We start from the raw sequence: 23,548 nt of genomic DNA, 5'->3' as shown, positions 1-23,548 counted from the left end.
TCTGTTGGGCAGCATGTATCCAGCGGAAAGTCGAAACGCCAGCCAGCGCCGATGTCCCTGGAATGCTGACGCTGGGAAGTTGAGGAATGCGCGGTCCTGCGCTATTGTTGGACGTTGCGCTGGCTACCTCCTGCCCACCTCACCCGCCACCTGACACCGTGGTCTAAGCCTGAGCCCCCCGAAGTGGCTTAGTTCTTTAGTTGCGCGCGTGAGATCCGGACAGTTCGTTCGCCGGCCGAACCGACACAATTCGCGGCGAGCTGGCCGGTGGTCCCGGCCTTCGTGAGTCGCACGAGGTGCTGGAAGGATGCATCTTGGCAGATTTCCGCCAGAGCAAGACGGATCGCCCACAAAGTTCCTCTAACGGAAGTTCCTCGAACGGCTCCGTGCCCGGAGCGCCCAACCGAGTCTCCTTCGCCAAGCTCCGCGAACCCCTCGAGGTTCCCGGCCTGCTTGACGTGCAGATCGACTCCTTCGAATGGTTGATCGGCGCGCCGCGCTGGCGTGAGGCCGCCGCCGCCCGCGGGGACGTCACTCCGGTGGGTGGCCTGGAAGAGGTGCTCTACGAGCTCTCGCCGATCGAAGACTTTTCCGGCTCGATGTCGCTGTCGTTCTCCGACCCGCGTTTCGACGAGGTCAAGGCGCCGGTCGACGAGTGCAAAGACAAGGACATGACGTACGCGGCCCCGCTGTTCGTCACGGCCGAGTTCATCAACAACAACACCGGCGAGATCAAGAGCCAGACGGTGTTCATGGGTGACTTCCCGATGATGACCGAGAAGGGCACTTTCATCATCAACGGCACCGAGCGTGTCGTGGTCAGCCAGCTGGTCCGCTCGCCGGGTGTGTACTTCGACGAGAGCATCGACAAGTCGACCGAGAAGCTGCTGCACAGCGTCAAGGTGATCCCGAGCCGGGGTGCCTGGCTGGAGTTCGACGTCGACAAGCGCGACACGGTCGGCGTCCGAATCGACCGCAAGCGCCGCCAGCCGGTCACCGTGCTGCTCAAGGCGCTGGGCTGGACCAACGAGCAGATCACCGAGCGGTTCGGCTTCTCCGAGATCATGATGTCGACGCTGGAGAAGGACAACACCGCCGGCACCGACGAGGCGCTGCTGGACATCTACCGCAAGCTGCGTCCGGGCGAGCCGCCGACCAAGGAGTCCGCGCAGACCCTGCTGGAGAACCTGTTCTTCAAGGAGAAGCGCTACGACCTGGCCCGCGTGGGCCGCTACAAGGTCAACAAGAAGCTCGGCCTGCACGCCGGCGAGCCCATCACGTCGTCGACCCTGACCGAGGAAGACGTCGTCGCCACCATCGAGTACCTGGTGCGCCTGCACGAGGGCCAGGCCACGATGACCGTCCCCGGCGGCACCGAGGTGCCGGTGGAGACCGACGACATCGACCACTTCGGTAACCGTCGGTTGCGCACCGTGGGCGAGCTGATCCAGAACCAGATCCGGGTCGGCATGTCGCGGATGGAGCGCGTGGTCCGGGAGCGGATGACCACCCAGGACGTCGAGGCCATCACGCCGCAGACCCTGATCAACATCCGGCCGGTCGTCGCCGCGATCAAGGAGTTCTTCGGCACCAGCCAGCTGTCGCAGTTCATGGACCAGAACAACCCGCTGTCCGGGCTGACCCACAAGCGCCGTCTCTCGGCGCTGGGCCCGGGCGGTCTGTCCCGTGAGCGCGCCGGCCTGGAGGTCCGTGACGTCCACCCGTCGCACTACGGCCGCATGTGCCCGATCGAGACCCCGGAGGGTCCGAACATCGGCCTGATCGGGTCGCTGTCGGTGTACGCCCGGGTCAACCCGTTCGGGTTCATCGAGACGCCGTACCGCAAGGTCGTCGACGGTGTGGTCTCCGACGAGATCCACTACCTGACCGCCGACGAGGAGGATCGCCACGTCGTAGCGCAGGCCAACTCGCCGATCGACAGCAAGGGCCGGTTCGAGGAGTCGCGGGTGCTGGTCCGCCGGAAGGCGGGCGAGGTCGAGTACGTGCCCTCGTCCGAGGTGGACTACATGGACGTGTCGCCGCGCCAGATGGTGTCGGTGGCCACGGCCATGATCCCGTTCCTCGAGCACGACGACGCCAACCGTGCCCTGATGGGTGCCAACATGCAGCGCCAGGCGGTTCCGCTGGTGCGCAGCGAGGCGCCGCTGGTGGGTACCGGCATGGAGCTGCGCGCGGCGATCGACGCCGGCGACGTGGTGGTGGCCGAGAAGGCCGGGGTGATCGAGGAGGTCTCCGCCGACTACATCACCGTGATGGCCGACGACGGCACCCGGCACACCTACCGGATGCGTAAGTTCGAGCGGTCCAACCACGGCACCTGCGCCAACCAGTCGCCGATCGTCGACGCGGGCGAGCGGGTCGAGGCCGGTCAGGTCATCGCCGACGGTCCGTGCACGGAGAACGGTGAGATGGCGCTGGGCAAGAACCTGCTCGTCGCCGTCATGCCGTGGGAGGGCCACAACTACGAGGACGCGATCATCCTGTCCAACCGCCTGGTTGAGGAGGACGTGCTCACCTCGATCCACATCGAGGAGCACGAGATCGACGCCCGCGACACCAAGCTGGGCGCCGAGGAGATCACCCGGGACATCCCGAACGTCTCCGACGAGGTGCTGGCCGATCTCGACGAGCGCGGCATCGTGCGCATCGGTGCCGAGGTCCGCGACGGCGACATCCTGGTCGGCAAGGTCACCCCGAAGGGTGAGACCGAGCTGACGCCGGAGGAGCGGCTGCTGCGCGCGATCTTCGGGGAGAAGGCCCGCGAGGTCCGCGACACCTCCCTGAAGGTGCCGCACGGCGAGTCCGGCAAGGTCATCGGCATCCGGGTGTTCTCCCGCGAGGACGACGACGAGCTGCCGGCCGGCGTCAACGAGCTGGTGCGCGTCTACGTGGCCCAGAAGCGCAAGATCTCCGACGGCGACAAGCTCGCCGGACGCCACGGCAACAAGGGCGTCATCGGCAAGATCCTGCCGCAGGAGGACATGCCGTTCCTGCCGGACGGCACGCCGGTCGACATCATCCTGAACACCCACGGTGTGCCGCGACGGATGAACATCGGTCAGATCCTGGAGACCCACCTCGGGTGGGTGGCCAAGTCCGGCTGGAACATCGACGGTTCGCCCGACTGGGCGGCCAACCTGCCCGAGCAGCTGCGGCACGCGCAGCCGAACCAGATCGTCTCGACGCCGGTGTTCGACGGCGCCAAGGAGGAGGAGCTGGCCGGCATGCTGTCCTGCACGCTGCCCAACCGCGACGGTGAGGTCATGGTCGACGGCGACGGCAAGGCGGTGCTGTTCGACGGCCGCAGCGGGGAACCGTTCCCGTACCCGGTGACCGTTGGCTACATGTACATCATGAAGCTGCACCACCTGGTGGACGACAAGATCCACGCCCGCTCCACCGGTCCGTACTCGATGATCACGCAGCAGCCGCTGGGTGGTAAGGCGCAGTTCGGTGGCCAGCGCTTCGGTGAGATGGAGTGCTGGGCCATGCAGGCCTACGGCGCCGCGTACACGCTGCAGGAGCTGTTGACCATCAAGTCCGACGACACCGTCGGCCGGGTCAAGGTGTACGAGGCGATCGTCAAGGGCGAGAACATCCCGGAGCCGGGTATCCCCGAGTCCTTCAAGGTGTTGCTCAAGGAGCTGCAGTCGCTCTGCCTCAACGTCGAGGTGCTCTCCTCGGACGGCGCGGCGATCGAGCTGCGCGAAGGAGAGGACGAAGACCTCGAGCGGGCGGCGGCGAACCTGGGAATCAATCTGTCCCGCAACGAATCTGCGTCTGTTGAGGACCTGGCTTAGCGGTAACGCGAAGCCAGCCTCTTATTGGTAACTAAACCCGCAAGGGGAAAGGGAGTTACGTGCTCGACGTCAACTTCTTCGATGAACTCCGTATCGGCCTGGCCACCGCGGAGGACATCAGGCAATGGTCTTACGGCGAGGTCAAGAAGCCGGAGACGATCAACTACCGCACGCTGAAGCCGGAGAAGGACGGCCTGTTCTGCGAGAAGATCTTCGGACCGACTCGCGACTGGGAGTGCTACTGCGGCAAGTACAAGCGCGTCCGGTTCAAGGGCATCATCTGTGAGCGGTGTGGCGTCGAGGTGACCCGCGCCAAGGTGCGTCGCGAGCGGATGGGCCACATCGAGCTGGCCGCGCCCGTCACGCACATCTGGTACTTCAAGGGCGTGCCGAGCCGGCTGGGTTACCTGCTGGACCTGGCCCCGAAAGATCTCGAGAAGATCATCTACTTCGCGGCCTATGTCATCACCGCGGTCGACGACGAGATGCGCCACAACGAGCTCTCGACGCTCGAGGCCGAAATGATGGTGGAGCGCAAGGCCATCGAGGACCAGCGCGACGCCGACCTGGAGGCCCGCGCCCAGAAGCTCGAGGCCGACCTGGCCGAGCTGGAGGCCGAGGGCGCAAAAGCCGACGCGCGGCGCAAGGTTCGGGACGGCGGCGAGCGCGAGATGCGCCAGCTGCGTGACCGCGCCCAGCGTGAGCTGGACCGGCTCGAGGAGATCTGGACGACCTTCACCAAGCTGGCCCCCAAGCAGCTGATCGTCGACGAGAACCTCTACCGCGAGCTGATCGACCGCTTCGGTGAGTACTTCACCGGCGCCATGGGTGCGGAGTCGATCCAGAAGCTGATCGAGAACTTCGACATCGACGCCGAGGCCGAGATCCTGCGTGACGTCATCCGAAACGGCAAGGGGCAGAAGAAGCTTCGCGCCCTCAAGCGGCTCAAGGTGGTCGCCGCCTTCCAGCAGTCGGGCAACTCGCCGATGGGCATGGTGCTCGACGCTGTCCCGGTGATCCCGCCGGAGCTGCGCCCGATGGTGCAGCTCGACGGTGGCCGGTTCGCCACGAGCGACCTGAACGACCTGTACCGCCGCGTGATCAACCGGAACAACCGCCTCAAGAGGCTGATCGACCTCGGTGCGCCCGAGATCATCGTCAACAACGAGAAGCGGATGCTGCAGGAGTCCGTGGACGCGCTGTTCGACAACGGCCGTCGCGGCCGCCCGGTCACCGGGCCGGGTAACCGCCCGCTGAAGTCGCTGAGCGATCTGCTCAAGGGCAAGCAGGGCCGGTTCCGGCAGAACCTGCTCGGTAAGCGCGTCGACTACTCGGGCCGTTCGGTCATCGTGGTCGGTCCGCAGCTCAAGCTGCACCAGTGCGGCCTGCCCAAGCTGATGGCGCTGGAGCTGTTCAAGCCGTTCGTGATGAAGCGGCTGGTCGACCTCAACCACGCGCAGAACATCAAGAGCGCCAAGCGCATGGTGGAGCGTCAGCGTCCCCAGGTGTGGGATGTCCTCGAAGAGGTCATCGCCGAACACCCGGTGCTGCTGAACCGCGCACCCACCCTGCACCGGCTGGGCATCCAGGCCTTCGAGCCGATGCTGGTGGAAGGCAAGGCAATCCAGCTGCACCCGCTGGTGTGTGAGGCGTTCAACGCCGACTTCGACGGTGACCAGATGGCAGTGCACCTGCCGCTGAGCGCCGAGGCGCAGGCCGAGGCACGCATCCTGATGCTGTCTTCCAACAACATCCTGTCGCCCGCGTCGGGTCGTCCGCTGGCCATGCCGCGTCTGGACATGGTGACCGGTCTGTACTACCTGACCACCGAGGTGGACGCCGCCTTGGGCGAATTCAAGGCGGCCGCCAAGGACGAGCCGGAGGTCGGCGTCTACTCCTCGCCGGCCGAGGCGATCATGGCGTCGGACCGCGGCGTGCTGTCGGTGCGGGCCAAGATCAAGGTGCGGCTGACCCAGTTGCGTCCGCCCGCCGAGATCGAGGCCGAGCTGTTCGGCGCCAACGGCTGGCAGCCGGGCGACGCCTGGCTGGCCGAAACCACGCTGGGCCGTGTGCTTTTCAACGAGCTGCTGCCGGTGGGCTATCCGTTCGTGAACAAGCAGATGCACAAGAAGGTGCAGGCGTCGATCATCAACGACCTCGCCGAGCGCTACCCGATGATCGTCGTCGCGCAGACCGTGGACAAGCTGAAGGACGCCGGTTTCTACTGGGCGACCCGCAGCGGTGTCACGGTCTCGATGGCCGACGTGCTCGTCCCGCCGCGCAAGAAGGAGATCCTCGACCAGTACGAGGAGCGGGCCGAGAAGGTCGAAAAGCAGTTCCAGCGTGGTGCTTTGAACCACGACGAGCGCAACGAGGCGCTGGTGGAGATCTGGAAGGAAGCCACCGACGAGGTCGGTCAGGCGCTGCGTGAGCACTACCCGGCCGACAACCCGATCATCACGATCGTCGACTCGGGCGCCACTGGTAACTTCACCCAGACGCGAACGCTGGCCGGCATGAAGGGTCTGGTGACCAACCCGAAGGGTGAGTTCATCCCGCGTCCGGTCAAGTCCTCGTTCCGTGAGGGTCTGACCGTGCTGGAGTACTTCATCAACACGCACGGCGCTCGAAAGGGCTTGGCGGACACCGCGTTGCGTACCGCCGACTCGGGTTACCTGACCCGTCGTCTGGTGGACGTCAGCCAGGACGTCATCGTCCGCGAGCACGACTGCGAGACCGAGCGGGGCATCGTCGTCGAACTGGCCGAGCGCCAGGCGGACGGCACCGTGATCCGCGACCCGTACATCGAAACCTCGGCGTACGCACGGACTCTGGGGGCCGACGCGGTCGACGAGGCCGGCAACGTCGTCGTTCCGCGCGGCGAGGACCTCGGTGATCCCGAGATCGAGGCACTGCTGGCGGCGGGCATCACGTCGGTCAAGGTGCGCTCGGTGCTGACGTGCACCACCGGCACCGGGGTGTGCGCGACCTGTTACGGGCGGTCCATGGCCACCGGAAAGCTGGTCGACATCGGCGAGGCCGTCGGTATCGTCGCCGCGCAGTCCATCGGTGAGCCCGGTACCCAGCTGACCATGCGTACCTTCCACCAGGGTGGTGTCGGTGAGGACATCACCGGCGGTCTGCCCCGCGTGCAGGAGCTGTTCGAGGCCCGCATCCCGCGCGGTAAGGCGCCGATCGCCGACGTCACCGGGCGGGTCCGTCTCGAGGACGGTGAGCGCTTCTACAAGATCACCATCGTCCCCGACGACGGCAGCGAAGAGGTCGTGTACGACAAGCTGTCCAAGCGGCAGCGGCTGCGGGTCTTCAAGCACGAAGACGGTTCCGAGCGGGTGCTGTCCGACGGCGACCACGTCGAGGTGGGCCAGCAGCTGATGGAAGGCTCGGCCGACCCGCACGAGGTGCTGCGCGTGCAGGGCCCCCGCGAGGTGCAGATCCACCTGGTCCGCGAGGTCCAGGAGGTCTACCGCGCACAGGGTGTGTCGATCCACGACAAGCACATCGAGGTGATCGTCCGCCAGATGCTGCGCCGCGTCACCATCATCGACTCCGGCTCGACCGAGTTCCTGCCGGGTTCGCTGATCGACCGCGCGGAGTTCGAGGCGGAGAACCGCCGGGTGGTGGCCGAGGGCGGCGAGCCCGCCGCCGGTCGTCCGGTGCTGATGGGTATCACGAAGGCGAGCCTCGCCACCGACTCGTGGCTGTCCGCGGCGTCGTTCCAGGAGACCACGCGGGTGCTGACCGATGCGGCGATCAACTGCCGCAGCGACAAGCTCAACGGTCTGAAGGAGAACGTGATCATCGGAAAGCTGATCCCGGCCGGTACCGGTATCAACCGGTACCGCAACATCCAGGTGCAGCCGACCGAGGAAGCCCGGGCCGCCGCGTACACGATCCCGTCCTACGAGGATCAGTACTACAGCCCGGACTTCGGCCAGGCCACCGGTGCCGCGGTCCCGCTGGACGATTACGGGTATTCGGACTACCGGTAGTCCCCGCTATCGGCGCACGAGAGAAAGCCCCCGCTTCGGCGGGGGCTTTTTCGTTCCGCGATGAGTTCAGCCGCCGGTCGAGGTCTACCTTGCGACTGTCGGAGAATCTAGGAGGAGCGCGTGGCCCAACTGCTGCGAGTCCACAACTTCATGCTGTCTCGTGACGGGTTCGGCTCAGGACTCAACCAACGCTTGGAGCGGCCGTTCGGCGACGCCGACCAGCCCGCCTTGTTCGCGTGGGTCGGTGCGACGGCCAGTTGGGTGGGCCGAAGCGAACCGGGCGGGACGCGCGGCCTCGACGACTACTTCACCCGCGACTACCGGAACAACATCGGGGCGGAAATAATGGGCCGCAACAAATTCAGCCCCTACCGCGGCCCCTGGGAAGACCAACCCGAGTGGCAGGGCTGGTGGGGGGACGAGCCGCCGTTCCACACCCCGGTGTTCGTGCTGACCCACTATGGACGTCCGTCACTGACGTTGGGGGAGACGACGTTCCACTTCGTCTCCGACGACCCGGCGAGCGTCCTGGAGCGGGCGAAGGCGGCCGCAGACGGCAAGGACGTGCGGCTCGGCGGCGGCGCGAGCACGGTCCGGCAGTTCCTGGACGCCGGCCTCGTCGACACCTTGCACGTGGCGGTCGCCGACATCGAGATCGGCGCCGGATCGCGCCTGTGGGAGTCCCCGGACGAGCTCGACGACCGGTACCACCACGAGGTGGTGCCCAGCCCGAGCGGGGTCACCCACCACCTGTTCTGGCGGAGATGACGGCTGTACGCGGCGTCGGTGGGCGCGCCTAGACTCGGTTCGTGCTCATTGGTTCCCATGTCCACGGCGACGACCCGCTGGCCGCCGCGGCCGCTGACGGCGCCGAGGTGGTCCAGTTCTTCCTCGGCAACCCGCAGAGCTGGAAGAAGCCCAAGCCCCGCGACGATGCCGAGGCGCTGAAGGCGTCCACCATCCCGCTGTACGTGCACGCGCCGTACCTGATCAACGTGGCGTCGGCCAACAATCGCATCCGCATCCCGTCGCGCAAGATCCTGCAGGACACCTGCGATGCCGCCGCGGAGATCAATGCGACGGCCGTGATCGTGCACGGCGGCCACGCCGACGACAACGACATGGAGGCCGGCTTCGAGCGGTGGGTCAAGGCGCTGGACTACCTGGAGACCGACGTGCGGGTGTATCTGGAGAACACCGCCGGCGGCGACCACGCGATGGCCCGCCACTTCGACACCATCGGCAGGCTGTGGGATCGCATCGGCGACAAGGGCATTGGGTTCTGCCTGGACACCTGCCATGCGTGGGCCGCGGGTGAGGAACTGATCGACGCGGTGGACCGGATCAAGGCGCTGACCGGCCGCATCGACCTGGTGCATTGCAACGACTCGAGGGACGCGGCGGGCTCGGGCGCCGACCGGCACGCCAACTTCGGCACCGGCCAGATCGATCCCGAGCTGCTCGCCGCGGTGGTCACGGCGGCCGACGCGCCGGTCATCTGCGAGACCGCGGATGAGGGCCGCAAGGACGACATCGCGTTCCTGCGGGAAAAGACCAGCGGCTGAGTCACAGCCCATGCCCGGTCGACTCGCGACGCTCTTCGGGGCGCTCCTGTTGGTCGCGGGTTGTGCGCCGGCGCTGCCGTCGGGCTTCGTCACCGGCACCAGCCTGCACCACGTCAATGTGGGCGGGCGCGATCGCAGCTATCGGCTCTACGAGCCGGCGGGTCTACCGGCGTCGGCGCCGCTCGTGGTCGTGCTGCACGGCTATTCCGGGAGCGCACGGCAAGTCGAAAGGGACTACGGCTGGGACGAATTGGCCAATTCGGACCGGTTCGTCGTCGCTTACCCGGATGGAGTCGACCGGGCCTGGAACGTCGACGGGGAAGGCTGCTGCGGCCGGCCGGGACGAGAGGGCGTCGATGACGTCGCCTTCATCAGCGCGGCCGTCGCCGACATCGCCCGCAACGTTGCCACCGATCCCGCCAGGGTCTATGTCGCCGGTATGAGTAACGGCGCCATCATGTCCTACACGCTGGCCTGCGACACCGACATCTTCGCCGCGATCGGTCCGGTGGCCGGTACGCAGCTGACCGACTGCCGCAAGCCGCGCCCGATGTCGATCATGCACATCCACGGCACGGCGGATCGGTTGGTGCCCTACGGCGGCGGGCAGGGCTTCAGCGTCATCAACGGCCCGTCTGTGCCCAGCCTGAATGCGTTCTGGCGCAACGTCGATCGGTGTGGCAGTCCGGCCACCGCGACGAACGGCCCGTTGGCCACGTCGACGGCGGGATGCGCCGGCAACCGCGGCGTCGTCCTCATCACCATCGACGGCGGCGGCCACGAATGGCCGGGCTTCGCCACCCAGCGGCTGTGGGAGTTCTTCGCGGCCCATCCCCGGTAGCTGTATTACAGCTCTTGTGCAACTGTCGGAAAAATGTAACATGAGGGCATGTCGGATACGCATGTCGTCACCAACCAGGTTCCTCCGCTGGAGCACTACAACCCCGCGACATCCGCGGTGCTCGTCGAGGCCCTGATCCGCGAGGGCGGGGAATGGGGCTCAGAAGAGGTGAACGAGGTCGGCGCCATCGCGGGTGGCCACGAGGCCCAACGGTGGGGTGAACTCGCCGACCGCAACCGGCCCATCCTGCACACGCACGACAAATACGGTCATCGCGTCGACGAGGTCGAATACGACCCGGCCTACCACGAACTGATGCGCACGGCGATCGCCGGCGGCATCCACGCCGCGCCGTGGGCCGACGACCGCCCGGGCGCACATGTGGTGCGGGCCGCCAAGATGTCGGTCTGGAACGTCGAGCCCGGCCACACCTGCCCGATCTCGATGACCTACGCCGTCGTCCCGGCGCTGCGCTTCAACCCGGAGCTCGCGGCGGTCTACGAGCCCCTGCTGACCAGCCGTGAATACGATCCCGAACTCAAGCCGGCCACCACCAAGCGGGGCATCACCGCGGGCATGTCGATGACCGAGAAGCAGGGCGGCTCCGACGTGCGCGCCGGCACCACCGAGGCGACCCCGAACGGTGACGGCAGCTACCGACTCACCGGCCACAAGTGGTTCACCTCGGCGCCGATGTGCGACATCTTCCTGGTGCTCGCGCAGGCTCCGGGCGGCTTGTCGTGCTTCATGTTGCCGCGGGTGCTGCCCGACGGCACCCGCAACCGGATGTTCCTGCAGCGGCTCAAGGACAAGCTCGGCAACCACGCCAACGCCTCCAGCGAGGTCGAATACGACGGTGCCGTCGCGTGGCTGGTGGGCGAGGAGGGCCGCGGCGTCCCCACCATCATCGAGATGGTCAACCTGACCCGCCTGGACTGCACCCTGGGCAGCGCCACCAGCATGCGCACCGGCCTGACCCGCGCCATCCACCACGCCCAGCACCGAAAGGCGTTCGGCGCCTACCTGATCGACCAGCCGCTGATGCGCAACGTGCTGGCCGACCTCGCCGTGGAGGCCGAGGCCGCGACCATCGTCGCGATGCGGATGGCCGGCGCCACCGACAAAGCGTTGCGCGGCGACGGGCAGGAGGCGCTGCTGCGCCGCATCGGCCTGGCGGCCAGCAAGTACTGGGTGTGCAAGCGCGCCACCCCGCACGCCGCCGAGGCGCTGGAATGCCTGGGCGGCAACGGTTATGTCGAGGACTCGGGCATGCCGCGGCTGTTCCGCGAGGCGCCGCTGATGGGCATCTGGGAGGGCTCGGGCAACGTCAGCGCGCTGGACACGTTGCGCGCCATGGCAACTCGCCCCGAATGCGTCGAGGTGCTGTTCACCGAACTGACCGAGAGCGCCGGGGCCGACCCGCGACTGGGCGCTCACGTCGAGCGGCTGCGCCAGGACCTGACCGACCTGGACACCATCGCGCACCGCGCCCGCAAGGTCGCCGAGGACATCTGCCTGGCGCTGCAGGGCTCGCTGCTGGTGCGTCACGGCCACCCCGCGGTCGCCGAGGCCTTCCTGACCACCCGGCTCGACCGCCAGTGGGGCGGGGCGTACGGCACCATGCCCACCGGCCTGGATCTGGCCCCGATCCTCGAGCGCGCGCTGGTAAAGGGCTGAGCGCCCGCATGACTCACGCGATCAGGCCGGTCGACTTCGACAACCTGAAGACGATGACCTACGAGGTCACCGATCGGGTTGCCCGGATCACCTTCAACCGGCCGGAAAAGGGCAACGCGATCGTCGCGGACACCCCGCTGGAGCTCTCGGCGCTGGTGGAGCGCGCCGACCTCGACCCGAATGTGCACGTCATCCTGGTGTCCGGCCGCGGCGAGGGTTTCTGCGCGGGGTTCGACCTGAGCGCCTATGCGGACCGCACCGGATCGGCGGGCGGCACGGGCGCGTACAAGGGCACGGTGCTGGACGGAAAGACCCAGGCGGTCAACCACTTACCCGACCAGCCGTGGGACCCGATGATCGACTACCAGATGATGAGCCGGTTCGTGCGGGGCTTCGCCAGCCTGATGCACGCCGACAAGCCGACGGTGGTCAAGATCCACGGCTACTGCGTGGCCGGCGGCACCGACATCGCGCTGCACGCCGACCAGGTGATCGCCGCGGCCGACGCCAAGATCGGCTACCCGCCCACCCGCGTGTGGGGCGTCCCGGCCGCGGGCCTGTGGGCGCACCGCCTCGGCGACCAGCGCGCCAAGAGGCTGCTGTTCACCGGCGACTGCATCACCGGCGCCCAGGCCGCGGAGTGGGGGCTGGCGGTCGAGGCGCCGGACCCGGCGGACCTCGACGAACGCACCGAGCGACTGGTCGAACGGATCGCCGCGGTGCCCGTCAACCAGCTGATCATGGTCAAGCTCGCGCTGAATTCGGCGCTGCTGCAACAGGGCGTGGCCACCAGCCGCATGGTCAGCACCGTGTTCGACGGTGTCGCCCGGCACACCCCGGAGGGCCACGCCTTCGTGGCCGACGCGACCGAGCACGGCTTCCGGGAAGCGGTACGGCATCGCGACGAGCCCTTCGGCGACCACGGCCGCCGCGCCTCCGGAGTGTAGCCATGCCGGACATGACAGCACGGTCGGTGGTGCTCAGCGTGCTGCTCGGCGCACACCCCGCGCACGCCCGTGCCAACGAATTGGTAAGGCTGACTTCCGATTTCGGTATCAAGGAGTCGACGTTGCGGGTGGCGCTGACCCGCATGGTCGGTGCCGGCGACCTGATCCGCTCCGCCGACGGCTACCGGCTCTCGGATCGCCTGCTGGCCCGCCAGCGGCGGCAGGACGACGCCATCGACCCCCGGGTCCGTCCCTGGCGCGGGGAGTGGGTAACGCTCATCGTGACCAGCGTGGGCAACGACGCGCGTACCCGCGCGGCGCTGCGAACCGCCCTGCACGACAAGCGGTTCGGTGAGCTCCGCGAAGGCGTGTGGATGCGCCCCGACAACATCGCCGCGGAGCCCGGCCCCGATGTCACGTCCCAGGCGCGGGTGCTGCGCGCCCGCGACGACCACCCGGCCGAGCTCGCCGCCCAGCTGTGGGACCTGCCCGCCTGGGCCCAGACCGGGCAGCGGCTGCTGGACGAGATGGCCGCCGCGCCAGACATTCCCGGTCGTTTCGTGGTGGCGGCGGCGACGGTGCGCCACCTGCTCACCGATCCGGTGCTGCCCGACGAGCTACTGCCGGCCGACTGGCCCGGCGCCCGGTTGCGTGCGGCCTACCACGACTTCGCCGCTGAGCTGCTCGGGCGGCGCGAACCACTATTTGCGGAGGCGACATGACTGATCCGGTGCGTATCGAGCGCAACGGCGCGGTGACCACGGTGATCATCAACCGGCCGGCGGCGCGCAATGCGGTCAACGGCCCCACGGCGGCCGCGCTGCACTCGGCGTTCGAGGAGTTCGACCGCGACGACACCGCATCGGTGGCGGTGCTGTGGGGCGATAACGGAACATTCTGCGCCGGAGCCGATTTGAAGGCGTTCGACACCCCCGACGCCAACGCCGTGCACCGTACCGGTCCCGGCCCCATGGGCCCGTCGCGCATGGTGCTGTCCAAACCGGTGATCGCCGCGGTGAGCGGCTACGCCGTCGCGGGTGGGCTGGAGCTGGCCATCTGGTGCGACCTGCGGGTGGCCGAGGAGGACGCCGTGTTCGGGGTGTTCTGCCGGCGCTGGGGGGTGCCGCTGATCGACGGTGGCACCGTGCGGCTGCCGCGGCTGATCGGGCAGAGCCGCGCGCTGGACATGATCCTGACCGGCCGCGGGGTCAAAGCCGACGAGGCGCTCGCGATGGGGTTGGCCAACCGCGTCGTGCCCAAGGGCCAGGCGCGGCAGGCGGCCGAGGAGCTGGCGGCCCAACTGGCCGCGTTGCCGCAGGAGTGCATGCGATCCGACCGGCTCTCGGCGCTGCATCAGTGGGGACTGCCGGAAGCCGACGCGCTGGACTTCGAATTCGCCAGCATGCACCGGGTTTCCGCCGTGGCGATGCAGGGGGCGCGGCGTTTTGCCGCCGGCGCCGGCCGGCACGGCGCGCCGGCCGGCTAGCCCGGCAGCGGTGGGCGCAGCCGGCGGGCTAGCCGTTAGGCGGTCAGCCGCCCTTGGTGATCGTGTTGCTCTGGCCGATCTTGTCGACCTTGGGGTCGCCGTCTTTGTAGGTGATGGTGTTGTTCATCCCCAGCACGGTGATGCGGGTGTTGACCTTGTCGAAGGTGATCTTGTTGTTGGTGCCGCTGACGGTGGCCGTCTCGCAGGTGCCCGTGATCGTCAGGTTGTTGTCCGAGCCGCCGACGTTCAGCGACTTGCCGCTGGCGCAGTCCAGGGTGGTGGTGGTGCCCATCGATCCGTAGTTGATCGTGTTGCCGATCTCGATGGACGCGGTGGTGCTCGCACCGCTCGTTTCCGTCGTCGGCGCCGCACCGGCACTGGTCGTCGTCGCGGTGCTCTTGGTGGTGGTCGTCGAGGAGCCCGCCGGCGGGTTGGCCGTCGAACTGCAGCCGGCCAGGACCAGTGCCGCGGCGGCCGGCGTCACGGCGAGCACGGCCAGGCGCAGTGAGTGGTCACGGATGTAGGCGGGCATGGTTCCTCGATTCTTGATCGGATTATGTTGTGCTGCCGTGGTTTAGCCCGGCACCTGCTGGAGCCGGTTGGTCATGCCCAGTTCGCGGCCGCGGTCCCACAGAGCGGGCTGACCGCTCTTGTAGAACACCGTCTCGTTGTAGCCGTACACGGTGATGTCGTGCGACACCGAGTCGGCGATCACGGTGTTCGACGAACCCATCACCGTCACCGCGTAGCAGTTGCCCAGCGCGGTGACGTTGATCCCGGTGCCGTTGACCATTAGCGTGGCGTCGTTGCAGTCGATCGTCTGCTCGATGTCCTGCCCGATGATGTGGGTGTCGCCATTCTTGGCCTGCGCGACCGGCGGGGCGGCCGCGGCGGCGACGGCGATGACACAAGTGGCCAGTGACCCGGCGACAGTCGTCCACTTCACTGCGGGCCCCCTTTTGGACGGGTCGGCTGCTCGAAACGAGGCAAGCATGACATTACGTGCATTCGCCCGCCCGATGGCAGACTTTATTTTCCTTTGCCGCGCGCTCGTATCCCCTCCGGGAGATTCGTGTCCGAACGGGCGTCAACTAGAGTCATTAGTTAACCGCAACCCGTTTCATGTAATCGAAGGGCGACCGCCATGGCAGCTCCACCGGATCCGCCGCCGGCGGCCGGGCGCCAACGCGCGGGACGGCCCGCCTCCCGTCCGGCCAAGCTGAGCCGGGACGGGATCATCGACGGCGCCCTGACGTTCTTGGATCGCGAGGGCTGGGACGCCCTGACCATCAACGCCCTGGCGATGCAGCTGGGCACCAAGGGGCCGTCGCTGTACAACCACGTCGACAGCCTGGAAGACCTGCGCCGCGCGGTGCGGATCCGCGTGATCGACGACATCATCACGATGCTCAACCGGGTCGGCCAGGGCCGCGCCCGCGACGACGCGGTGCTGGTGATGGCCGGCGCCTATCGCAGCTATGCCCACCACCACCCGGGCCGCTACTCGGCCTTCACCCGGATGCCGCTGGGCGGTGACGATCCCGAATACACCGCCGCGACCCGCGGGGCGGCCGCACCGGTGATCGCCGTGCTGTCCTCCTACGGTCTGGACGGCGAGGCGGCCTTCCACGCCGCGCTGGAGTTCTGGTCCGCCCTGCACGGTTTCGTTTTGCTGGAGATGACCGGTGTCATGGACGACATCGACACCGACGCACTGTTCTCCGACATGGTGCTGCGGCTGGCGGCGGGCCTGGAAAGGCGCACCGCCCACGACGGCGCCAGGTCCTGATCCGACGGTGGCGACCCGCCTCGCGCGGCTGCGCCGCGCTCGCGATCGCCACTAGCCGCCGCTTTGACCTGCGAGACCGCTGGCGGGTATTGTGGTCCCTCGTGCCTGGCGGCTTACGGCGCCTAACCGTAAGGGAGTGGATGCCGGGCGAATTCGCGTGTCCACGAAGCTTCGGGCCCAGTCCGGTGCGCAGCGCATGCGACACACCCGGCCGCGGGGTGACGCGGCCGGACATAATTGCAGTACACAGACTTGAAAACGCTAGAAATATGCCGAACACGAACACAGAAAGCCGGTAGATGCCAACCATTCAGCAGCTGGTCCGCAAGGGTCGCCGCGACAAGGTCGCCAAGGTCAAGACCGCGGCCCTGAAGGGCAGCCCGCAGCGCCGTGGCGTATGCACCCGCGTGTACACCACCACCCCGAAGAAGCCGAACTCGGCGCTTCGGAAGGTCGCCCGCGTGAAGCTGACGAGCCAGGTTGAGGTCACCGCCTACATCCCCGGCGAGGGCCACAACCTGCAGGAGCACTCGATGGTGCTGGTGCGTGGTGGCCGAGTCAAGGACCTGCCCGGTGTCCGGTACAAGATCATCCGCGGCTCGCTCGACACCCAGGGTGTCAAGAACCGCAAGCAGGCTCGCAGCCGTTACGGCGCCAAGAAGGAGAAGAGCTGATGCCGCGCAAGGGGCCCGCGCCGAAGCGTCCATTGGTCAATGACCCGGTCTACGGGTCGCAGCTGGTGACGCAGCTGGTGAACAAAGTTCTGCTGGACGGGAAGAAATCGCTGGCCGAACGCATTGTTTATGGAGCGCTCGAAAACGCCCGGGAAAAGACGGGCACTGATCCGGTGATCACCCTCAAGCGCGCGATGGACAACGTCAAGCCCTCCCTCGAGGTGCGCAGCCGCCGCGTCGGTGGTGCTACGTACCAGGTCCCGGTCGAGGTGCGTCCCGATCGCTCGGTGACGCTGGCTCTGCGTTGGCTGGTCAGCTTCTCCAAGCAACGCCGCGAAAAGACCATGGTCGAGCGGCTCGCCAACGAGATCCTGGATGCCAGCAATGGCCTCGGAGCCGCCGTCAAGCGGCGCGAGGACACCCACAAGATGGCCGAGGCCAACCGCGCCTTCGCGCACTATCGCTGGTAGGGCCGGACGGCGCCCAAAGGCAGAGTGGCCGGGCGCAAACCGACAGCGAACTAACCAAGCAATCGAAAGAGTGGGAAGACTTCTGTGGCACAGAAGGACGTGCTGACCGACCTGACCAAGGTCCGCAACATCGGCATCATGGCGCACATCGACGCCGGCAAGACGACGACGACCGAGCGCATCCTCTACTACACCGGTATCAGCTACAAGATCGGTGAGGTGCACGACGGCGCCGCCACCATGGACTGGATGGAGCAGGAGCAGGAGCGGGGGATCACGATCACCTCCGCGGCCACCACCTGCTTTTGGAAAGACAACCAGATCAACATCATCGACACCCCCGGGCACGTCGACTTCACCGTCGAGGTGGAGCGCAGCCTGCGGGTGCTCGACGGTGCCGTGGCCGTCTTCGACGGCAAGGAGGGTGTCGAGCCGCAGTCCGAGCAGGTCTGGCGGCAGGCCGACAAGTACGACGTCCCGCGCATCTGCTTCGTCAACAAGATGGACAAGATCGGGGCCGACTTCTACTTCTCCGTGAAGACGATGGAGGAGCGGCTCGGCGCCAACGCCATCCCGATCCAGCTGCCCGTCGGCTCCGAGGGTGACTTCGAGGGCATCGTCGACCTGGTCGAGATGAACGCCAAGGTGTGGCGCGGCGAGACGAAGCTGGGCGAGACCTACGACACCATCGAAATCCCGGCCGAGCTGGCCGAGAAGGCCGAGGAGTACCGCACCAAGCTGCTCGAGGCGGTCGCCGAGACCGACGAGGCGCTGCTGGACAAGTACCTCGGCGGCGAAGAGCTCACCGTCGAGGAGATCAAGGGCGCCATCCGCAAGCTGACCATCAGCTCGGAGGCCTACCCGGTGCTCTGCGGAAGCGCCTTCAAGAACAAGGGTGTGCAGCCCATGCTGGACGCCGTCATCGACTACCTGCCCTCGCCGCTGGACGTGCCGCCGGCCGTCGGCCACGTGCCGGGCAAGGAGGACGAAGAGGTCACCCGCAACCCGTCGACCGACGAGCCCTTCTCGGCGCTGGCGTTCAAGGTCGCGACGCACCCGTTCTTCGGCAAGCTGACCTACGTCCGGGTCTACTCCGGCAAGGTCGACTCCGGCAGCCAGGTCATCAACGCCACCAAGGGCAAGAAGGAGCGGCTGGGCAAGCTGTTCCAGATGCACTCCAACAAGGAGAACCCGGTGGAGACCGCCTCGGCCGGTCACATCTACGCGGTGATCGGGCTCAAGGACACCACCACCGGTGACACCCTGAGCGACCCGAACCAGCAGATCGTGCTGGAGTCCATGACCTTCCCCGACCCGGTCATCGAGGTGGCCATCGAGCCCAAGACGAAGAGCGACCAGGAGAAGCTGTCGCTGTCGATCCAGAAGCTCGCCGAGGAAGACCCGACGTTCAAGGTGCACCTGGACCAGGAGACCGGCCAGACCGTCATCGGCGGGATGGGCGAGCTGCACCTGGACATCCTGGTGGACCGGATGCGTCGCGAGTTCAAGGTCGAGGCCAACGTCGGTAAGCCGCAGGTGGCCTACAAGGAGACCATCCGCCGCATCGCGCAGAACGTCGAGTTCACCCACAAGAAGCAGACGGGTGGCTCGGGCCAGTTCGCGAAGGTCATCATCACCCTCGAGCCGTTCACCGGCGAGGACGGTGCGACCTACGAGTTCGAGAACAAGGTCACCGGTGGCCGCATCCCGCGTGAGTACATCCCCTCGGTCGATGCCGGTGCGCAGGACGCCATGCAATACGGAGTGCTGGCCGGCTACCCGCTGGTGAACTTGAAGGTCACCCTGCTCGACGGGGCCTTCCACGAGGTCGACTCGTCGGAGATGGCGTTCAAGATCGCCGGTTCCCAGGTGCTGAAAAAGGCTGCGCAGCAAGCCCAGCCGGTCATCCTGGAACCGATCATGGCCGTCGAGGTCACCACGCCCGAGGATTACATGGGCGACGTGATCGGCGACCTGAACTCCCGCCGTGGCCAGATCCAGGCCATGGAGGAGCGGAGCGGTGCACGCGTCGTCAAGGCGCACGTGCCGCTGTCGGAGATGTTCGGCTACGTCGGCGACCTGCGGTCCAAGACCCAAGGCCGGGCGAACTACTCCATGGTCTTCGACTCCTACGCCGAAGTGCCGGCGAACGTGTCAAAGGAGATCATCGCGAAGGCGACGGGTCAGTAGAAAACCCTCGGAGTAATCTTGCCGGGTCATTGCAAAGCCTTGGGCGCGGCACAACTGAAAACACCAACACTGCTTTAACAAGCACCAACTAGTCCAGGAGGACACAGAAGTGGCGAAGGCGAAGTTCGAGCGGACGAAGCCGCACGTCAACATCGGGACCATTGGTCACGTTGACCACGGCAAGACCACGCTGACCGCGGCTATCACCAAGGTTCTGCACGACAAGTACCCCAACCTGAACGAGTCGCGCGCATTCGACCAGATCGACAACGCGCCCGAGGAGCGTCAGCGCGGTATCACGATCAACATCTCCCACGTGGAGTACCAGACCGAGAAGCGTCACTACGCCCACGTCGACGCCCCGGGTCACGCCGACTACATCAAGAACATGATCACCGGTGCGGCCCAGATGGACGGCGCGATCCTGGTCGTCGCCGCCACCGACGGCCCGATGCCCCAGACGCGCGAGCACGTGCTGCTCGCCCGTCAGGTCGGTGTGCCCTACATCCTGGTCGCGCTGAACAAGGCCGACATGGTCGACGACGAGGAGCTGCTCGAGCTCGTCGAGATGGAGGTCCGCGAACTGCTGGCCGCCCAGGAGTTCGACGAGGACGCCCCGGTGGTTCGGGTCTCGGCGCTCAAGGCGCTCGAGGGCGACGCAAAGTGGGTCGAGTCCGTCGAGCAGCTGATGGAGGCCGTCGACGAGTCCATCCCGGACCCGGTCCGCGAGACGGAGAAGCCGTTCCTGATGCCCGTCGAGGACGTCTTCACCATCACCGGTCGTGGCACCGTGGTCACCGGTCGTGTCGAGCGCGGCATCATCAATGTCAACGAGGAAGTCGAGATCGTCGGCATCAAGCCGACCAGCACCAAGACCACGGTCACGGGTGTGGAGATGTTCCGCAAGCTGCTCGACCAGGGTCAGGCCGGCGACAACGTCGGGCTGCTGCTGCGTGGTATCAAGCGTGAGGATGTCGAGCGCGGTCAGGTCGTGACCAAGCCCGGCACCACCACGCCGCACACCGAGTTCGAGGGCCAGGTCTACATCCTGTCCAAGGACGAGGGCGGCCGGCACACGCCGTTCTTCAACAACTACCGTCCGCAGTTCTACTTCCGCACCACCGACGTGACCGGTGTGGTGACGCTGCCGGAGGGCACCGAAATGGTGATGCCCGGTGACAACACCAACATCTCGGTGAAGCTGATCCAGCCCGTCGCCATGGACGACGGTCTGCGGTTCGCGATCCGTGAGGGTGGCCGCACCGTCGGCGCCGGCCGGGTCGTCAAGATCATCAAGTAGTTTCGAACCACCGCAGAGCCCGGATTGCCGACTCGGCAATCCGGGCTTTGTGCATCGGTCGGCGTCGGCCCGGGGCAACGAGGAGGAAATCATGCGGCGACGGCGGCGCCTGGTTTAGGATTTGCTCATCATTCTCCTGAGGGTTCGGCGGGGAGGTATTGATGTCCTTCGTTGAAGCGACGCCGGAATTCGTCGCGGCCGCTGCGGGGGATCTGGCCAGGATCGGGACGACGATCAGCTCCGCCAACTCCATTGCAATGGGTCCGACGTCGGCTGTGCTGGCCCCCGGCGCCGACGAGGTGTCGGCGAGTATCGCCGCACTGTTCGACGCGCACTCCCAGGTCTATCAGGCACTCAGCGCGCAGGCGGCCGCGTTCCACAGCCAGTTCGTGCAACTGATGAACGGCGGTGCAACGCAGTACGCGTTGGCCGAGGCGGCCAACACCACGCCGTTGCAGACCGCGGCGGCCCCGGCATCGGTGGCCGCGCAGGTACCGGCGGTGAGCGGCGCCTTCGGTCCCTCCGCTCCGGCCGCACCCGCGGGCCCGCTGATGGCGGCGGTGGCACCCGCCGCCACCGCGGCGATGCCCGCACCGGCCGGCACGCCGGTCGCGGCGGCTCCGGCCGGATCGGCGACGCTGGCCTCGGCCACCATGCCGGCGGGTGCGGCGCGGGTGGTCACCCCGGCCTACGCCCCGGCCAGTTCTCCGGCCGCCGTCCAGCCGGTGGCGTCGGCGGCGACGCCGGCCGGCCCTCCCGCGGCGGCCATGCAGACGGCGGTGCCGCCGCAGACCTCGGCGGCCCCGGCGATGCCGGTATCGGCGCGTACCGCTGCGACCCCTGCCGCCCCGGCGCACCCGGCGCACCCGGCGCAACAGGCGACGACGCCGGTACGCCGGGTGCCGATCGTTCCCCCAGAGATGGTGTAAGCGACCGGAAGCGGTTTGCGCGTATCGCATTCGCCACGGCACCGCGAGCGCTACTCTGTCACGGATTCCCCAGTAAGCCGAGGAGGGGCAAGTGTTGGCGCGCTACCTGAAGGCACAGTTGGTGGTTTTGCTGTGCGGCGGTCTGGTCGGACCGATTTTCCTGATCGTGTACTTCACCCTCGGGCTCGGCAGCCTGCTGCAGTGGATGTTCTACGTCGGCCTGCTCATCACCGTGGCCGACGTGCTGGTCGCGCTGGCGTTGGCGAATTACGGGGCCAAGTCGTCGGCGAAGGTGGCTGCGCTCGAGCAGAGCGGGGTGCTGGCGCTCGCGCAGATCACCGGGATCACCGAGACGGGGACGTGGGTCAACAACCAACAGGTCGTCAAGGTGCACCTGCACATCGCCGGTCCCGGCTTCCTGCCGTTCGACAGCGAAGACCGGGTCATCGCCAGTGTCACCCGGCTGGGCAACCTCAACGCCCGCAAGGTGGTGGTCCTGGTCAACCCCACCACCAACGAATATCGAATCGACTGGGAGCGAAGCGCTTTGGTCAACGGTCTGGTGCCCGCACAGTTCACGGTGGCCGAAGACAACAAGACCTATGACCTGAGCGGACAGGCGGGCCCGCTGATGGAGATCCTGCAGATCCTCAAGGCCAACAACGTCGCGCTCAATCAGATGCTCGACATCCGCTCGAACCCCGCGCTGCGCGCCCAGATTCAGGCCGTGGTGCGACGCGCGGTCGAGCAACAGGCCCCGGCCGCCCAACCGGCGCCGGCCGCGGCGCCTGCGGCGGCGGCGGTCGTCACGCCGCCCGAGCCGTCGATCGCCGGGCGGCTGCAAGAACTGCAGGCTCTGCACGCCAGTGGGGCGCTGACCGACGCGGAATACGCCAGCCGCCGCGCCGCGATCATCGCCGAAATCTGAAGTGCCGCTCGGCAACGCCGGGTGAATTAGAACACGTTTCAGTTCCGCTGCTAGCCTGGCTTGGTCTATCGGCGGTCGAAGGGGTTACAGGTGGCTGGACAGGCCGGATCACTGCAGGGACGGGTGGCGTTCATCACCGGGGCCGCACGCGGGCAGGGACGCTCGCACGCGGTGCGGCTGGCCCGCGAGGGCGCCGACATCATCGCCCTGGACATCTGCGCGCCGGCGTCCCCCAGCGTGACGTACCCGCCGGCCGGCCCCGAGGACCTCGACGAGACCGCCCGGCTGGTGGAGAACGAAGGCCGCAAGGTCCTGACCCGCGAGGTCGACATCCGCGACGACGCGGCGCTACGGGACCTGGTGGCCGACGGCGTCGAGCAGTTCGGCCGGCTCGACATCGTGGTGGCCAACGCCGGAGTGCTGAGCTGGGGCCGCATTTGGGAGCTCACCGATGAGCAGTGGGACACGGTCATCGGCGTCAACCTGACCGGCACCTGGCGCACGCTGCGCGCCACCGTGCCCGCGATGATCGAGGCGGGAAACGGCGGATCGATCATCGTGGTCAGCTCGTCGGCGGGGATCAAGGCCACACCGGGCAACGGCCACTATTCGGCCAGCAAACACGGCCTGACCGCGCTCACCAACACGCTGGCCATCGAGCTCGGCGAATACGGCATCCGGGTCAACTCGATTCACCCGTACTCGGTGGACACCCCGATGATCGAGCCCGAGGCGATGATGGAGATCTTTGCCCGGCATCCCAGCTTCGTGCACAGCTTTCCGCCAATGCCGGTGCAGCCCAACGGCTTCATGTCGGCCGACGAGGTGGCCGACGTGGTGGCCTGGCTCGCCGGCGCCGGTTCGGGCACACTCACGGGCACCCAGATCCCCGTGGATAAGGGCGCCCTAAAGTACTGACGG

The 23,548-nt window shown here is 67.2% G+C and carries 19 protein-coding genes; 17 read left to right on the top strand and 2 right to left on the bottom strand.

What is annotated here, in order from left to right; translation table 11 throughout:
* Nucleotides 1–314: 314 nt before the first annotated feature.
* The 9 genes from A5688_RS13570 (at nt 315) to A5688_RS13530 (ending at nt 14,347) form a co-directional block, all read left to right on the top strand.
* The gene (locus A5688_RS13570; protein ID WP_120312264.1) at nt 315–3,821 is read left to right on the top strand and encodes a DNA-directed RNA polymerase subunit beta; all 3,507 of its coding nucleotides are present in this window, start codon (nt 315–317) and stop codon (nt 3,819–3,821) included.
* Between the two features lie 59 nt (nt 3,822–3,880).
* On the top strand, nt 3,881–7,831 hold the full coding sequence (locus A5688_RS13565) for a DNA-directed RNA polymerase subunit beta' (RefSeq protein WP_067839372.1): 3,951 nt from the start codon (nt 3,881–3,883) through the stop codon (nt 7,829–7,831).
* 120 nt (nt 7,832–7,951) lie between these two features.
* A complete protein-coding gene (locus A5688_RS13560) occupies nt 7,952–8,599 on the top strand; it encodes a dihydrofolate reductase family protein (protein ID WP_067839375.1) in 648 nt (215 codons plus the stop codon).
* A gap of 41 nt (nt 8,600–8,640) precedes the next feature.
* On the top strand, nt 8,641–9,396 hold the full coding sequence (locus A5688_RS13555) for a deoxyribonuclease IV (RefSeq protein ID WP_067839378.1): 756 nt from the start codon (nt 8,641–8,643) through the stop codon (nt 9,394–9,396).
* 10 nt (nt 9,397–9,406) lie between these two features.
* A complete protein-coding gene (locus A5688_RS13550) occupies nt 9,407–10,237 on the top strand; it encodes an alpha/beta hydrolase family esterase (RefSeq protein WP_067908970.1) in 831 nt (276 codons plus the stop codon).
* Nucleotides 10,238–10,285: 48 nt separating this feature from the next.
* Nucleotides 10,286–11,914 carry an acyl-CoA dehydrogenase family protein gene (locus A5688_RS13545; protein WP_067839384.1) on the top strand — a complete coding sequence of 543 codons (1,629 nt, stop codon included), beginning with the start codon at nt 10,286–10,288 and terminating at the stop codon, nt 11,912–11,914.
* A gap of 8 nt (nt 11,915–11,922) precedes the next feature.
* Entirely contained in the window at nt 11,923–12,861 is a 939-nt protein-coding gene (locus A5688_RS13540) for a crotonase/enoyl-CoA hydratase family protein (RefSeq protein ID WP_067839387.1), read from the top strand.
* A 2-nt stretch (nt 12,862–12,863) separates the two neighbouring features.
* On the top strand, nt 12,864–13,583 hold the full coding sequence (locus A5688_RS13535) for a PaaX family transcriptional regulator C-terminal domain-containing protein (RefSeq protein ID WP_068268186.1): 720 nt from the start codon (nt 12,864–12,866) through the stop codon (nt 13,581–13,583).
* Nucleotides 13,580–14,347 (top strand): crotonase/enoyl-CoA hydratase family protein, encoded by a 768-nt coding sequence (locus tag A5688_RS13530; RefSeq protein WP_067839393.1) that lies wholly within the window; start codon nt 13,580–13,582, stop codon nt 14,345–14,347. The genes A5688_RS13535 and A5688_RS13530 overlap by 4 nt, the downstream gene beginning before the upstream one ends.
* 43 nt (nt 14,348–14,390) lie before the next feature.
* On the opposite strand, the gene A5688_RS13525 is transcribed toward A5688_RS13530, so the two are convergent.
* Together A5688_RS13525 and A5688_RS13520 are read right to left on the bottom strand one after the other, a co-directional pair.
* Complete coding sequence (locus A5688_RS13525) at nt 14,391–14,879, bottom strand: DUF3060 domain-containing protein (RefSeq protein ID WP_067839396.1); 489 nt, start codon at nt 14,877–14,879, stop codon at nt 14,391–14,393.
* 42 nt (nt 14,880–14,921) lie between these two features.
* Nucleotides 14,922–15,293: a DUF3060 domain-containing protein gene (locus A5688_RS13520; protein ID WP_067839399.1), complete on the bottom strand. Its 372-nt coding sequence runs from the start codon at nt 15,291–15,293 to the stop codon at nt 14,922–14,924.
* A gap of 198 nt (nt 15,294–15,491) precedes the next feature.
* Here A5688_RS13520 and A5688_RS13515 point away from each other — a divergent pair, with 198 nt between their 5' ends.
* From A5688_RS13515 to A5688_RS13480, 8 genes are all read left to right on the top strand, one after another.
* Nucleotides 15,492–16,136, top strand: a complete 645-nt coding sequence (locus A5688_RS13515) for a TetR/AcrR family transcriptional regulator (protein WP_067839402.1) — start codon at nt 15,492–15,494, stop codon at nt 16,134–16,136.
* A gap of 299 nt (nt 16,137–16,435) precedes the next feature.
* Complete coding sequence (rpsL, locus tag A5688_RS13510) at nt 16,436–16,810, top strand: 30S ribosomal protein S12 (RefSeq protein ID WP_007767794.1); 375 nt, start codon at nt 16,436–16,438, stop codon at nt 16,808–16,810.
* Complete coding sequence (gene rpsG / locus A5688_RS13505) at nt 16,810–17,280, top strand: 30S ribosomal protein S7 (RefSeq protein WP_007767793.1); 471 nt, start codon at nt 16,810–16,812, stop codon at nt 17,278–17,280. Before rpsL ends, rpsG begins: the two co-directional genes overlap by 1 nt.
* 84 nt (nt 17,281–17,364) lie before the next feature.
* Nucleotides 17,365–19,470: an elongation factor G gene (fusA, locus tag A5688_RS13500; protein WP_067908964.1), complete on the top strand. Its 2,106-nt coding sequence runs from the start codon at nt 17,365–17,367 to the stop codon at nt 19,468–19,470.
* Between the two features lie 109 nt (nt 19,471–19,579).
* Nucleotides 19,580–20,770, top strand: a complete 1,191-nt coding sequence (gene tuf / locus A5688_RS13495) for an elongation factor Tu (RefSeq protein ID WP_044483827.1) — start codon at nt 19,580–19,582, stop codon at nt 20,768–20,770.
* A 161-nt stretch (nt 20,771–20,931) separates the two neighbouring features.
* Nucleotides 20,932–21,699, top strand: coding sequence for a PE family protein (locus A5688_RS13490; RefSeq protein WP_067908962.1), 768 nt, complete (start codon nt 20,932–20,934; stop codon nt 21,697–21,699).
* A 91-nt stretch (nt 21,700–21,790) separates the two neighbouring features.
* Nucleotides 21,791–22,627, top strand: coding sequence for an SHOCT domain-containing protein (locus A5688_RS13485; protein ID WP_067908959.1), 837 nt, complete (start codon nt 21,791–21,793; stop codon nt 22,625–22,627).
* 90 nt (nt 22,628–22,717) lie between these two features.
* A complete protein-coding gene (locus A5688_RS13480) occupies nt 22,718–23,545 on the top strand; it encodes a mycofactocin-coupled SDR family oxidoreductase (protein ID WP_067833730.1) in 828 nt (275 codons plus the stop codon).
* The last annotated feature ends 3 nt before the right edge of the window (nt 23,546–23,548 follow it).

This window comes from Mycobacterium mantenii (assembly GCF_001667865.1).
In the GTDB taxonomy this organism is placed as follows: Bacteria; Actinomycetota; Actinomycetes; order Mycobacteriales; family Mycobacteriaceae; genus Mycobacterium; species Mycobacterium mantenii_A.
This window is presented reverse-complemented; position numbering and strand designations above follow the sequence as displayed.